This is a genomic window from Enterocloster citroniae (assembly GCF_040545455.1).
Classification (GTDB): Bacteria; Bacillota; Clostridia; order Lachnospirales; family Lachnospiraceae; genus Enterocloster; species Enterocloster citroniae.
Genome location: NZ_JBEPLZ010000002.1, coordinates 428,492 through 442,858, shown reverse-complemented (window position 1 = coordinate 442,858; position 14,367 = coordinate 428,492). Strand labels below are relative to the sequence as shown.

Below are 14,367 nucleotides of genomic sequence, written 5' to 3'. Positions count from 1 at the left end.
CCGACGTAAAGAGTTATGCTATCTAACATACATCAAAAAGAGGTAAGATAACACCCTCTGCAAAAAAGGTATCGTTATCTTACCTCAACAAAGTTGGTTCCGCTGTATCCATCGTCAACAAATTCCAGTCTGGCATATGTCTGAAGCTGTATATGGTTCTTTATGTACTCATCCTGAATCCTTCTTTGATTGGTTATGCTATTGCTCTCATCCCGCCTTTCCACATCTCCTTTTGACAAGCGCAGATAATTGATCAGATACCGTTTATCCATGGACCGCCTCCCTGCTCCGCTCAGACTGGGAAAACGACCTGCAAAAAATGTCCTGGAATGCAAATCTGATTTCTATGTGCGAGGAGTTAATAACAGTTATGTTTGATATAAAACCATCTATAAGCTCTTTTGATAACACATTTTCACAAACAGCTTTTTCAAAATATGTCTGCCACCGGTTGATCAACGTCTGCTTTTTTTCTATGTTTTTCATTTCTTGCCTCATGCTGTCTATCTGTTCATCTGCCCGCCTTTCCTCATTTTCATACTCCTTCTTTGCATAAAGATACTCCTCTTTATCAATAACACCTTGTTTTAAATCAGAATATAGTTTCCTTCGCTTTTCCATCATCTGACTTTTGATATTTTCTAAGTTTAAAATCCTTTGGCCGATCCTGTCTGTATCTTTCTTCAGCCCTATGTCCAGGGCCAAGGCATTTTTTATACGTGCCTTTTCCGTAAAAAGCTCCGTATAATCAGTTAATAATCGTGATATCATCTCCCCCAATGGATCTTCATTCATATAACACTGTTTGCATATTCCAGCAGTACTCTTATACTTGTACCCTTCACAGCACTGGTAATAATTCCTTTCCCCCTTTCGGTTTAAATAATAACTTCTCATCAGGGGCTTTCCACAGCAGCCGCACCTCATCTTCCCCGCATATATATTTTTTTTTCTAGCAGATGCCGATGCTGCTTCCCTTTTTTCACTTTCTATTTTCCTGGTTTCTAACAATTTCCGGGCCGCATTATATTCGGCCACGGAAATGACTGCCTCATGCCTGTCATAAATTAAGCCCCATTCCTCCTTTGGAATTTTATGATGGGGAATTCCTTTGTACAGTGAACCATTATGTTTTCGTTTGACCAAACATCCGCAATATGCCGGATTCTCCAAAATCAACCTTACAGTGGATTTATACCATTTAGACTCTTTTACATGCCGGTTTGACCTGAATAACCCCAAATCACTGAAATGCCGCATGGGAGGCAGGATATGATCTTCATTTAAGTATTTCGTAATAGCGTAAAGACTGTCACCTTTTAAGTAACGTGTGAATATTTCTCTTACCACATCTGCTGCCGCCTTATCAATAACCAGGAAGCGCTTCTTTGGATCGTCATTGTTGATCAGATAACCATAGGGAGGCACAGGCCCGTGAAACATCCCTTTTTTACCCAACTTGTCAAATGTCTGACCTACATTTTGAGAAACCTGTTTCGCATACAAGTCATTTATCAGGTTTTTAAGACGCATCTGAAGCATTTTCTCCTCAAATTCAGGTGCAGCGGTATCTATATCATCATTGATGGCGATCAACCGGGTATTCAGAAACGGGAATATCTTGGTAATGTAATCTTCTGTGTCAATATAGTTTCTGCCCAGGCGGGAAAGGTCTTTCACAACAATGCAGTCTATATGGCCTTCCATGATCTCTTTCATCATGTTTTCAAAACCTTCCCGTGAAAAATCCGTTCCGCTTTTGCCGTCATCAATAAACTCCGCAACATATATCATATCCGGACACTTGCTGATATACTCCCGGTTAAGAATGCTTTGGTTTTCAATGGAATTACTTATGTTGCCTGACCGGTCATCATCTGACAGCCGGCAGTAGGAGCCTGTTCGCCATAGCTTCGGCATTTCCTCATCTTGGGGCATTTTATTTTTTTTACTCTTTCTTGCCATGCTCTCCCACCTCCCTTTTTATCCGCTTTATTGAATCCTCAAACTCATCCCGGCAGTTGAATGTTATTGTAAGAGAATGGCCATCCGATATTTTTATATCTCGGATCAGCAGTGCAAGGATCGCACGGTCCAATTCTGCTATTCCTCCATGCTGTTTAAACCAGTTGATCCGGCTGATCTGCGTTTTTGCGTTTAAAGCAAAACTGTCCAGCTTTTTTTGCAGGCTCTTGGCTTTTGTTTTTAAATTCCTCTCTTCCGTGCGATATAGCGTTTGAAATTCCCTGTATTCTTCCTCATTTAAAATTCCGCCTTTAAAGTCTTCATAGAGACCGCGTGCGGATTGTTTTACCCTCTTTTCCGACTCATGTACAAGTTCTGATTCCTGCTGTATTTGTTCCATTTTATATTTGCTGATTTGATCGCAATTTAATTTTGATAAAGCCTGTTCCAAATCCAGGACCACGTTCATATACATCTGCAATGTGGCTAAAACCGCTTCACTGAGCACCTTTTCATTGATCCGATGGCTGCTGCACCCGCCGTTGTTTTTCCAGCTGCTGCAAATATAATAAATATACTCTTTGGCGCCCTGTTTATCTCGTTTCCTGATCATGGGCATTTTGCAGTCGGCACAATACAGCAACCCTGAAAAGGGATACAGCACCTCCCGTCCGGGCGCTACCCTGGTATCTGTTTCCAGTAAATGCTGGACAATATCAAAAACAAATTTGTCAACAACAGGCTGGTGTTTATCATTGCAAACAATCCACTCCTTTCTTGGAACAGATTTTCTCCTGTTTGTCTTATAGTTTACCTTTTTCACCTTTCCCTGCTCTACGACTCCTGTGTATACGCGGTTGGACAAAATACGGGCGATCATATTTTCACTCCACTCCGGCTTGTCTTTGCGCTTGAACGAGGTCCTAAACCGGCTTCCCGTATATGCCTTATATTCTAACGGGGGCAGGATCCCCTGATCGTTTAAGTGGTCCGCGATGCCCTTCTGGCTCATCCCTTTTATCTTCATGCAGAATATCTCCGCCACCACCTTTGAAGCATAGGGATCGGGGATCAGCAAATTGGTATTTTCCCTATCCTTTTTATAACCATAGACAGCAAAGGGGGCGATAAAATCACCTTCCTCACGCTTTACCAGCATATGGCTGCGTATTTTCACAGAAGTGTCCCTGGAATAAGTTTCATTCATCAGATTTTTAAACGGGACAATAATATGATCGGACGGCATACGCTCTGCGGCACTGTCATAACCATCGTTAATTGAGATGAAGCGGATTCCCATTTGGGGAAATATCCGTTCAATATAGCGACAGTTTTCCAGATAATCTCTCCCCAGTCTGGAAAAATCCTTTACAATCAAACAATTTATCTTCTCTTTTTTAATCTGGGCCATCATTTTCTGAAAACCCGGGCGCTCATAATCCAGCCCGGTATAACCATCATCTGAAAATTCATCTACCAGCAAAATATCCCTGTGATTCTGCAGGAAATTGTGTGCCAGGCCTCTTTGGTTGGTTATACTGTTGCTCTCATCTTTGATTTTTTGCGCGGAGTTTTTGCGGCTAACCTCTAAATCATCCTCTTTAGACAGGCGATAATAAAGAAACGCCCGATAGATCGTCTGAAACATAAAAAACACCCCTAAATCTACAGCATTTTGTTTTTTAGGTATTGGATCACACCATCCTCAAACGTATATTCCGTATCGGAAAACCGGACCGTAACGACCGTGTCTCTGCATTTAAAACAATACGGATTCCCGATTTTTTGTATAAAATCCTGTATTTTTGCATCCTGGGGCATTGATCGGTCAATGTCCACAGATAATATATCTGCCAGGCTATTGTTATCCGCTGCAGTCTCATTGCTTTTGTCAACATTCATCTGCATTTCCTTCTCAAAATACCATTTATCCATTATATGATTTTTAATCATTGTCCTATAACAGCATTTCATGCCAGTTAACATTTTATGGAGGCATCCTTCCGTCATTAAGGCGGACGGTAGCCTCCATAAATCTCCAGCTGGTTGAGAGCCGTTAAGAAACTGTTAAATTCTTGAAATCACCCTATTTTTCTGTTAATATTATTTACATAACTATAATTTAGTGTTTTATTTGTTATATTCTAGCAAAATCTAACAATTACTGCATATCACTTGAAGGAAATCTTGATGGAGGATTATTACGACAGATCACAAGGAGGTTATGATGTTTTGCCTTTATAAACATCATGTAAATAAGTATGAATGTTGAGTATTATAAAAATTTTATAATGATTGCAGATTATGGAACACTGACCCAAACCTCAAAAGAATTACATATCGTACGTTCTGCGCTGTCTAATCAGGTAAAGCTATTGGAAGAAGAATATAATGCACCACTTTTTATCAGGAAATCAAAAAGATTGGAATTAACGGAATCGGGTAAAATTCTATATTCAATTGCAAAACAGATCATACGCCATGAAGAAACTGCCCACAGAGATATTGATTGCCTATTAAACGGTGTGGCCGGAACGGTAAGGATCGGACTTACCATGGCGCATCCTGATTTTGTGCTTAATAATATACTGACAAATTTTAAAGTCGCCCATCCACGGATCGGATACAGTATCTTTGAACGGCCGTCTGAGGAGATCACAGAGCTTTTAGTACAGAATAAGATCGATGTGGGCTTTGTCAGACAACAGAAGGCCCTGCCCCCGTTAGTCAGGAAAGAATTGGTGATCAAACAGAAATTTCATGTCTGCTGCGCAAAAGGCAACCCATGGATATCAGAAGATGTTGATACGGTATCTATACGGGATTTAGATAACATCCCTCTTGCTATCCCCAGAACCTTTGAAAATGTTTTACAGCTATCCTTTCAAAAGCTTGGGGTTCATCCGAACATTGCCTGTGTATCAGGCTCAAGGCTCTATACTGTCATGCTGGCCCAGGCCATGGCAGGGATTGGGATCGTCTGCATATCTGATGTAAAAGACCTGGCGGCACAAGATGTCTTTGTGCGCCCTCTTGTAGACATTGAAGGAGAAGAAAGCGGAAATGTCAGCGCAGACCGGTATGTGATCGTATCAACCGAGTATCCGTTATCATCTGCTACCGCGCATTTTATTAGTTTTTGCAGGGAAAATATACCATATTTTTTTCAATAAATACAGCTCAACTAAAGGCAATGTTTAATTGCCTTTTTTTTGACGTCACTTTTTTAGATACAATGTGTCTAAATTTTCTGCTTTTTTTTCAATTTTATTAGTGTTATTATCTAGTAGTAAATAAATTTTCAAGAGTTGTTTAATGGAAGTGTCAAATTTTATTGAAAGGAGGAGTTTGTTTCTGGAAAATATCATACCAAGCTTAAGGAGGATCCGAAAGGGGAGATTCCGGATCATCCGTAGGTTGCCGATCAGGAAATGTACCGCTGCTTTATGGCAAATATGGGAAAAAAGACGGTTAACCTGCAAAGAAAAATGAGAGTGTTATTTCCAGAAATACAATCTTATGTTGATTGATGCTTCATAAGTACCATGGTACATAATGCAATTAAAAGATCAGCCATTTATCCTGAGGATCTGACTGATCCATCTTGACAAATGTACAAGAGGATAAATCCAGGTCGATCCCTGTTTTACGTCAAGGCCTGATCAAATAGTTAAGACAATAAGAGGAGGGTTATGCTATGTCTGTACAAGCAACTATCGCCTGCGTAGTATTTGTTATCACTATCTTACTTTTAGTTTTCAAACCAATACCCATTATTATCACCGGAGCATTGGTTCCCACCGTTCTTGCGCTTTTTGGAATCATTAAGGCGGACACTGCCTTTGCTGATTTCACCAACTCCACATCCATTTTTATGATCTGTTTCTGTATCATTGGTTCTGCATTTTTTAAGACAGGGCTTGCTGATTTTCTTGGCACAAAGATTATCGGGGTTTTGGGTAAAAATGAAAAAGGCCTGCTTGCAGGAACCGGTATTGTGGCTGGCGGTATTTCTGCATTCCTGAATGATACTGGTTCCACAGCCTGTATGATGCCAATTGTTAGCTCCATGGCTGAGAAGGCCGGCATTAAAAGGTCAAGACTTTTACTTGCGCTTTCCTATTTTGCCTCACTGGGCGGATGTATCACGCTTGCAGGTACTACGCCCCACATTGTTGCAAACGGTATTTTAAAGGATAACGGACTTCGCGAGTTTGGCTTTTTCGAGTACTCACTGATTGGTGTTCCCTTACTGATCGTTGGTATCTTATACATGATGTTTATCGGCGTTAAGCTGCTTCCAAACAGGGATATCAATGTCACCGTGGATGGGACAAAAGATTACAATCTGAAAAAGATGCCTTACTGTGCAGCTATTTTCGTATTTACAATTCTTGCAATGGCAACCGAAGTTATTCCGATCATGCTGGCTGGTGTTATCGGCTCTGTGCTTGTTGTTTTAACAGGATGTATTACCATGGATGAGGCTATTAAGGCAATCCCGGTTTCTTCCGTATTCCTTGTGGGAGGCGTTTTCCCAATTAGTAAGGCACTTGTCAGCACAGGAGCAGCTGAATTTTTTGTAACCCAGTTATCACCTGTTCTTGCAGGCTTCTCTCCCCTCGCACTGCTTGGCGGTATTGCTGCCCTTCAGCTGCTGATCACTCAGTTCCTGATGAACTCCTCTGCAACTGTACTGGTTCTTCCAATTGCCCTTATGCTTTGCCAGGCAGCTGGAATCAATCCTCTTGCAGGCGCAATGGTTGTCAGCATCTGTGCATCCGGTGTGTTCGCATCCCCATTCGGCGCTGGAAACAACCTGATCGTTATGGAAGCCGGCGGATATACCATCCAGGACTTTGTAAAGTGTGGTCTTCCGTTAGTAGTTCTTTTTGGAATCGTAACAACCGTTCTTTGTGCGGTCATTTATCTGTAATTCCCTTTTGTGGTTTACCTGGTCAGCCGCATAATGAACAATAAGATAGATAAGATATGAGAGACACTATAGACAACAGGCTCTTCGGAGCCTGTTTCTTTGCTTTGGGGCACTTGCCGGATTATATAGCAAGTACTTTCTGAAAGGGAATCAGAGACTATACTTGTCCAGTCGCTTCAGCCCTATTATAACACCATCAGGTGAATTCCTATCCGCCAAAGCAGGCCTGGGATATCTCATCACCTATGGATCACAGACCTTTGCCATGACAATGGTGGTTACCTCCATTGTGATCCTGTGCATTGTGTCAGGAGTATTGTACCAGATCATTGCATTAGCAGAAAAAAAGATCAACACCAGTAAGTAGGCAAGATTTCCACGCATTGGAACAAGTCCTCTGCTGTGGCGAAGATCCTAACGCCCTGGATTATTGATGCTATGGGCTGTCATTCCAGCTGATCCATTCCGCTGAAGTGGCAGCCTGTTTTTAATGGACACGTGTGTTCTGTTAGGAACCCCTTTTACAGGATGATCTTCTCCAGAAGGGGTTCACGGGAGGAATCCTTCCGCCACAGTAATTCCTCCATGGAAAAATGGGAAAACCCATAATTTGGATTTTCCCACATGATCAGACTACCTATTTAAAATGTTCATTGCACAGGTCTATGAAATAGCCAAACCTGCACTTGCATACCCGGCCACTGTATTCACCAGTGCCAGACCGGATGCCGTGGCTGTGAAGACCAGAAGCAAACGGGTCTGATTTGTTACAGTTACTGAAAGGCCGGTTACTGTACCGGAAGATAATGTTCCAATTGCCAGAATGCCTGTAAGAGCCGGCGCCAAGGTCACTACCGCTCCCGGAACAGCTACAAAGCTGTTATTTGGTGTGGCGGATCTGTACAACTGGGCGGTAATCGTAATTGAACTTCCAACAAGGCTTAAAGCCGCTGTTGTACTGAAGAATGCGGACATACTGGTTATCACACCATCCCTTGGCATTGAAAATGCAAAGTTAGTCAATGTGCCCGCTGCATTTGTAAGGTCGATCACTCCTCCCACAATACTGATTCCCGGTGCGGAAGATCCAAAGCCCACAAAGCCCGGCGTTCCAACCAAACCACCCGCAATTGTTGTGAGTGACAGCGGAATGCCTGAACTGAATGGGATGATTGCAGAACTGCCTGCAATACCTGTGGGGCCGGTGGGGCCGGTCGCTCCCGCTGCTCCAGTAGGTCCAGTAGGGCCGGTGGCTCCGGTGGGGCCGGTCGCTCCAGTGACTCCGGTGGCCCCGGTAGGGCCGGTGGCTCCGGTAGGTCCAGTAGGGCCGGTGACTCCTGCCACTCCAGTGACTCCGGTGGCTCCGGTAGGGCCGGTCGCTCCTGCTGCTCCAGTGACTCCGGTGGCTCCAGTAGGTCCAGTAGGGCCGGTCGCTCCTGCCACTCCAGTGACTCCGGTGGCTCCGGTAGGGCCGGTCGCTCCCGCTGCTCCGGTAGGCCCTGTAGGGCCGGTGACTCCGGTGGGGCCAGTAGGGCCGGTCGCTCCTGCCACTCCAGTGACTCCGGTGGCTCCGGTAGGGCCGGTCGCTCCCGCTGCTCCAGTGGCTCCGGTAGGCCCAGCAGGGCCGGTGACTCCGGTGGGGCCGGTCGCTCCTGCCACTCCGGTGGCTCCGGTAGGACCGGTCGCTCCCGCTGCTCCGGTAAGGCCTGTGGGGCCGGTTGCTCCCGTGGGGCCGGTTGCTCCCGCTGCTCCGGTAGGCCCTATAGCGCCCGTTGCTCCGGTGGCTCCGTCCGCTCCATTTGCTCCCGTGGGACCTGTGGCGCCTGTAGAACCGGTGGCTCCATCAGCGCCCGTGGGGCCGGTGGGGCCTATGGCCCCGGTTGCTCCCGTGGGGCCTATAACTCCGGTTGCTCCCGTAGAACCGGTGGCTCCGTCCGCTCCTGTTGCTCCGGTTGCCCCCGTGGGACCTGTAGCCCCACTTACTCCCGTGGGGCCGGTGGGACCTATGCTTCCGGTTGATCCAGTGGAACCCGTAGCGCCAGTTGGACCGGTGGGGCCCGTAGCGCCTGATGCTCCCGTAGCTCCAATCGCTCCGGTGGGGCCGGTTACTCCATCCGCTCCCGTGGGACCGGTAGCGCCTATCGCTCCTGTGGCTCCCGTAACCCCTGTTGCTCCAGTTGATCCCGTTGGACCGGTTGCTCCATTCGCTCCCGTAGCCCCAGCTGCTCCCGTAGGGCCGGTTGCTCCATCCGCTCCCGTGGGACCGGTAGGGCCTATGATTCCCGGTACCCCGGTAGCTCCGGTGGCTCCCGTAGGTCCTGTTGGACCAGTAGCTCCATTTATGCCCGTGGCTCCGGTTGCCCCTGTAGGACCCGTTACTCCATCCGCTCCTGTAGGACCGGTGGGGCCTATTCCTCCATCTGCTCCCGTGGGACCAGTTGCTCCCGTGGCTCCCGTGGGGCCGGTTGCTCCATCCGCTCCTGTTGTTCCGGCAGCCCCTGTAGGACCCGTTACTCCATCCGCTCCTGTGGGACCGGTGGGGCCTATTCCTCCATCTGCTCCCGTGGGACCAGTTGCTCCCGTGGCTCCGGTTGCCCCAGTCACTCCATTCGCTCCCGTGGGGCCAGTTGCTCCCGTGGGGCCTGTCATTCCAGTAGGTCCAATAGGACCGGCTGCTCCAGTGGTTCCCGTAGCTCCTGTGGGGCCGGTTGCTCCTGTTGGCCCGGTTATTCCAGTAGGCCCTGTGGGACCAGCAGGGCCGGTTGCTCCTGTTGCTCCTGTTAGCCCGGTTGGCCCAGTTGCCCCAGTCCGCCCGGTTGCTCCAGTCGCCCCGGTTGCTCCAGTCGCCCCTGTTGCCCCAGTCCGCCCGGTTGCTCCTGTTGCCCCGGTCGGCCCGGTTGCCCCGGTCGGCCCGGTTGCTCCACGGCCGCAGCAGCAGTTACAGCCGCCGCAGCCGCATGAGCTGCACATATCTGCCGCAGATTTGCTGCATCGGTTTCTGCTGAATGGAACATTACCTTCGTATCCTGGTCTGTTTAATTCATTCATATTGATTGCTCCTTATTCATAGATTTTCGCTTTTAGAAAGCCTATCCTGCATAGCTGACCTCTCTTTATGGCTCATAAGATCCAGCCTTACTATCCGCCGTATTTTGTCTGCATACCTGCAATCCGGGGGATATTTTCAAAATAAGTGGGGATGCTTGTCAGCTCTATATTACTATATGACGGACAGGCCGCTAAGGTGCAATGCCCCTTCTGCCTCCCACAGCAAAGAACCTCCGCCGCCATGGTAAATCCTGATGGCTGCAGAGGCTGTAAATGTATGATAACTAATATCCTAATAAATGGTGGCTCTTATTTCCTGAAGAAGGGAATCCAATCCCAGCTCATTACAGTCATTGATCAAGCCCAGTGTAATGAACTTCTCAAAAACAGACTTTAACCCAACCCTGTCATTTTTCTCCATCAGGCTGGCTGCTTCGTTTATAAGCAACAGCACTTCGCTGTTGGTATCTGTTTTCTTTGTATAGCTGCCGTACAGCCTTTTCAATTCCTGCACGATCTGGCCATTCAGTCCCCCAGATACATTCAATTCCAGGACGCTGGATGCTTTTTCAGGTTCTTCCTGTTTTGTCTGGTTAATGATCTCACCGCCGTTTTCAAAAACAATCTCACAGTGGGCCATACCTGCATCCCCTTCCATATGATGCTTTAACACCTCATAAAACTCCATGGCAAAGGATTCGCTTCCCGACTCAAATGAACAGACCATCCCACTGCAGAGTTCCAGATATACATGATCCTTTCCGCCTGTTTGCGTATCCGTTTTTTTCCCGGATCTAAGATGAATGCCCATGTATATGCCCAGGACCGCCAGCATGACAGCCTTGTTCACGATCCCCGGTCCGGACAGCGCGATCATAAGAAGGATAAGTACCATACTGATTGGAAATGTTCTTCTAGGACTATCACCCACCCATATGCGGACAACTCCCGGAAGCCGTACCGCATGGCCTTCCCAGCTTATAACATTTTTCTCAATCGACATACGGGAAACGTTATATTCTTTTATTTTTTGTGCCTCCATAGGGAGTTCCTCCTATCAGATAGATTAATTATTTTCCATGATGGTAGCAATCAGGACCGGGTTTGCAATCAGCCCTGTTCCGCCGGATCTTATACCTGCCACCTCCACCTGCACACTGTAGCTGCAGCATGGACTTTTCATTGAATCACGGTCACATGCCGACAATGTGAATGAATCGGATCCTGTGTTGGCCACTGCCCTGGTATACAGTACGCCGGAGCTGACGGGAACAGGAAACGGCTGGCATTTCTCCTGCTTAAACATTTGAAACCTTAAATGAAAACCGGATACATTGGCTGTTATATTGCATGAAAAATTTAAAAGCACCAGAAAATCCTTACAGCCGGATGTATCCAGATTCAGGGAAGCCACATGATACGTGGCTTCCCCCGCCATGCCTTCGGGCAAAACCAGTCCCCCAAATGAGGAGCTCTTTAACAGTAACCTTTTGCTGTTCTCATGTCCATTGCCGGAACACACACTGCCATTGACATCACGCCCTGGGCGTGACTCAACACGGTTCTTCATGGGATAATTCGATTGGGGTCTGCACCTGCCTGTTCCAAAGCACCCAAACCCACAGCGTCTGAAATTACTGTTATACATAGCCGCTCCTCATTGTTCATGGAATCAATTTATTTACAGCCGCACCCGTTGTCAACTACAATTGCAGAGAGAGTTGCATTGTTGATGGAAGTAACACCAACAGTTGCCACGCCTGCAACAGTTGCAACCACGCTGTAGTTACAGCATTCTTCCTCACAGATATCACAGTCGCAAACAAAGAACGTAAAGGCATTGCTCTCAGTAACAGCTACCAGACGTGAGAACGTCCATACGGGACCTACCGGAATAGGAACCAGCTGGTTCTTGCACTGTTTGAAGATCTGCAGGTTAAGGGTCAGTACGCCTGCAGTGGTTACGATATTGCTTGCAAACTCAAATTTGATGCATGGTTTGCGGAATCCTCTTGTATCCACGTTCACAGAAGCCACTGTAAAGTTGGTTCCTGCTATGGTAGCCAGAGGAAGGGTAACAGCACCAGGACAGCCGCACTTTAACAGGGTCCTGTTAGGAGGAAGATATTGGGGCCTGTCGCACTCGCAGCAGCATTTGCACTCATAACAGGACTCTCTATTTTCACTCTCACAATTATTATAATTTGTATCGCTCATAATGAACCTCCACTAAATTAGCATTACTATATTTTCTAATACCGATTTGGTATAGTATAATATATTAAATTCGGACAAAAGTGTGACTGGCTTGACTTTTTTCTTTTTCTTTCCCCCATCCGCCTTAAGGCATGTTCAAAAAATTGATCGGCCGCCTGTTTTTCTCCAACAAAAAAGACAGGATCCTGCTTTTTCCTGCCTTTATCCTGTCTTTTCGTTTCATTTATAAAAATTCCGTTGCCTTTTCAGCCAATGACTCCCTGTCCAGGATCCTGTATCCGTTTTCCCGCTTTTCCAGCACCCCTTCTTCACAAAGACGGTTCAAAAGACGGAACATATGGCGGTAACTCATCCCCACGGAACAGGCTGTATCGGTAAGGATATCGCTGAAGATCCCATTGTGGGAAGTTTGAAGGATGTACGCACAGAGACGCTCTTCCCCCGAATACAGGGAAGCGGACACAAAGTTTTGTGAACTGCGTATCAACTTCAGTGCAAGTTCACTCCCAAGCCTGTTTAGGAACCGGACATTGGATTTAAGGTAAAGGGCATTGCGCTGAAAAGGTATGGCAATGCATTCAAAATCCGTCACAGCCACAATGCTGGTGGTGGCAATATAGGTATCTGTCATCAGTTCCAGATCTCCCATCAGACCTTCGCAAATATAATAACAAAGCACAAGGTTTTTGCCGTTCCTGGCAGTGGAGCAGACCTTTGCGCTGCCCGATACCACCACAAACAGGTATGTGATGGGCATTCCCTCCTGCAAAATAGTTTCCCCTGCGTGAAACTTAAGGCATACGCAGGAATCCAGCGGAATGGCCTGTAATCCATATTCGGCCAGTTTCACACAATGTTGGTCCGATAAAGGCTTTCTTTGCATCATTTTCCCCTTTCATTATACATGATACAGGTTTTGACTAGTATGACATATGTCCTATGCAGCTGTCAATATCTCACAGTACAATATAGGCAGGGAGGTGGGAAAATGTATCACGCATTGTCTTTTTTAACCGGGGTGGTCATTGCCGTAATGGTATTTATCAACGGAGGTCTATCAGAATACTACGGGATTTTTGTGGCTGCTGTTATCATCCATATAGTGGGGGTGGTATTTGCATTTGTGCTGTGCGCCGCACAGGGAAAACGGATTCCGCCCAGGCAGCATCAGCCCCTGTGGATCTATCTGGGCGGCGCAATCGGCGTCCTGACCACTGTTTTTAATAATTTTGCCTTCGGAAAGATCAGCATGACCAGCATTGTTGCACTGGGACTGTTAGGCCAGACCGCAGCGTCCCTGGCCACTGACTGCCTGGGTCTGTTTGGCATGGAGCAGCATCCCTTTAAGAGGGAATCCTTTATCGGCCTTGGCTTTTCTCTATTTGGCATCTTTATCATGATGGACCGTACCGTGGGTTCCGCTGCCTGCGCCGCTCTTTTTTCCCTGGCGGCAGGTGTTTCAGTGGTACTTTCACGTACCGTAAATGCATGCCTGGCCCGGCATACAGGCGATCTTCAGGGTTCCCTTGTAAACCACCTGGTGGGCCTTCCCATTACGATCGTGGTCGCCGCCCTGGTCATCATGCGGGATCCTGCAGCATTTGCCGATCTCTCCTGTCCGTCTGTTTTTTCAACTCAGGCATGGATATACTGCGGAGGGATCCTGGGTGTTTCCACGGTGTTGCTCTGCAATATCACGGTTCCCAGGGTATCTGCCTTCCGTCTTACGCTTCTGACCTTTGTAGGACAGCTTTTTACAGGAATCCTTCTGGATCTGTGTTCAAAAAATACCTACCCCGGCACCTCCTTTGTGGGGGGCATTGTGGTTGCGGTCGGCATGGTGTTCAATCTGGTTTACGAACATGTGTCCGCGGTCAGAAAACCAAACGGAAAATCCTATTGACAACCGGCCTATCATATGATACTTTTGATACCGTCAACAAAAAACAACAGATGATGTTCGTAGGAAAAAGCAATGGCTTGCCGAAGGAGTAACACTCTCAGGCTTCCGCACCGGCGGAAAAAGACTATGGACGGATGTAACTCTGGAGAAACCCGCTTCAGTGCGGGGGCCGAAGGTGCAAAGTGCGCAGAGCGCACCAATCTCTCAGGCAAAAGGACAGAGAAAGATTTGAATGATACAGTACGCATTCAGGACCTCCATGGGTCCCTATTCCCTGATTCCGTTACGTGAGATTGAT

The 14,367-nt window shown here is 46.9% G+C and carries 12 protein-coding genes, 1 pseudogene and 1 riboswitch; of the genes and pseudogenes, 4 read left to right on the top strand and 9 right to left on the bottom strand.

Annotated features, from left to right (window positions below; translation table 11 throughout):
• Positions 1 to 74: 74 nt before the first annotated feature.
• The 4 genes from ABID13_RS04080 to ABID13_RS04065 are packed head-to-tail and all read right to left on the bottom strand — an operon-like array spanning position 75 to position 3,867.
• A complete protein-coding gene (locus ABID13_RS04080; protein WP_048929753.1) occupies positions 75 to 272 on the bottom strand; it encodes a recombinase family protein in 198 nt (65 codons plus the stop codon).
• Positions 265 to 1,920: a recombinase family protein gene (locus ABID13_RS04075; RefSeq protein ID WP_242849249.1), complete on the bottom strand. Its 1,656-nt coding sequence runs from the start codon at positions 1,918 to 1,920 to the stop codon at positions 265 to 267. The genes ABID13_RS04080 and ABID13_RS04075 overlap by 8 nt, the downstream gene beginning before the upstream one ends.
• A gap of 28 nt (positions 1,921 to 1,948) precedes the next feature.
• Positions 1,949 to 3,613 carry a recombinase family protein gene (locus ABID13_RS04070; protein ID WP_048929755.1) on the bottom strand — a complete coding sequence of 555 codons (1,665 nt, stop codon included), beginning with the start codon at positions 3,611 to 3,613 and terminating at the stop codon, positions 1,949 to 1,951.
• Positions 3,614 to 3,630: 17 nt separating this feature from the next.
• The gene (locus tag ABID13_RS04065) at positions 3,631 to 3,867 is read right to left on the bottom strand and encodes a DUF6870 family protein (protein WP_040415630.1); all 237 of its coding nucleotides are present in this window, start codon (positions 3,865 to 3,867) and stop codon (positions 3,631 to 3,633) included.
• A gap of 359 nt (positions 3,868 to 4,226) precedes the next feature.
• Between ABID13_RS04065 and ABID13_RS04060 the strand changes: the two genes are divergently transcribed.
• From ABID13_RS04060 to ABID13_RS04050, 3 genes and pseudogenes are all read left to right on the top strand, one after another.
• Positions 4,227 to 5,138: a LysR family transcriptional regulator gene (locus tag ABID13_RS04060; RefSeq protein WP_007860180.1), complete on the top strand. Its 912-nt coding sequence runs from the start codon at positions 4,227 to 4,229 to the stop codon at positions 5,136 to 5,138.
• Between the two features lie 524 nt (positions 5,139 to 5,662).
• Positions 5,663 to 6,901, top strand: a complete 1,239-nt coding sequence (locus ABID13_RS04055) for an SLC13 family permease (protein ID WP_048929757.1) — start codon at positions 5,663 to 5,665, stop codon at positions 6,899 to 6,901.
• A 199-nt stretch (positions 6,902 to 7,100) separates the two neighbouring features.
• Positions 7,101 to 7,268 (top strand): annotated as a pseudogene (locus ABID13_RS04050) (ABC transporter permease); the annotation flags it as partial.
• Positions 7,269 to 7,564: 296 nt separating this feature from the next.
• Here ABID13_RS04050 and ABID13_RS04045 read toward each other — a convergent pair.
• From ABID13_RS04045 to ABID13_RS04025, 5 genes are all read right to left on the bottom strand, one after another.
• Positions 7,565 to 9,949 (bottom strand): exosporium glycoprotein BclB-related protein, encoded by a 2,385-nt coding sequence (locus tag ABID13_RS04045; RefSeq protein WP_354020959.1) that lies wholly within the window; start codon positions 9,947 to 9,949, stop codon positions 7,565 to 7,567.
• 292 nt (positions 9,950 to 10,241) lie between these two features.
• Positions 10,242 to 10,991 carry a hypothetical protein gene (locus ABID13_RS04040; RefSeq protein ID WP_007860267.1) on the bottom strand — a complete coding sequence of 250 codons (750 nt, stop codon included), beginning with the start codon at positions 10,989 to 10,991 and terminating at the stop codon, positions 10,242 to 10,244.
• 24 nt (positions 10,992 to 11,015) lie between these two features.
• Positions 11,016 to 11,597, bottom strand: coding sequence for a DUF4489 domain-containing protein (locus tag ABID13_RS04035; RefSeq protein ID WP_007860268.1), 582 nt, complete (start codon positions 11,595 to 11,597; stop codon positions 11,016 to 11,018).
• Positions 11,598 to 11,626: 29 nt separating this feature from the next.
• The gene (locus ABID13_RS04030) at positions 11,627 to 12,166 is read right to left on the bottom strand and encodes a DUF4489 domain-containing protein (RefSeq protein WP_007860269.1); all 540 of its coding nucleotides are present in this window, start codon (positions 12,164 to 12,166) and stop codon (positions 11,627 to 11,629) included.
• A gap of 223 nt (positions 12,167 to 12,389) precedes the next feature.
• Complete coding sequence (locus ABID13_RS04025; protein WP_082173857.1) at positions 12,390 to 13,052, bottom strand: cyclic nucleotide-binding domain-containing protein; 663 nt, start codon at positions 13,050 to 13,052, stop codon at positions 12,390 to 12,392.
• A 102-nt stretch (positions 13,053 to 13,154) separates the two neighbouring features.
• Here ABID13_RS04025 and ABID13_RS04020 point away from each other — a divergent pair, with 102 nt between their 5' ends.
• Entirely contained in the window at positions 13,155 to 14,069 is a 915-nt protein-coding gene (locus tag ABID13_RS04020) for a DMT family transporter (RefSeq protein ID WP_045094228.1), read from the top strand.
• 132 nt (positions 14,070 to 14,201) lie between these two features.
• Positions 14,202 to 14,299: riboswitch (glycine riboswitch) on the top strand.
• Positions 14,300 to 14,367 lie beyond the last annotated feature (68 nt).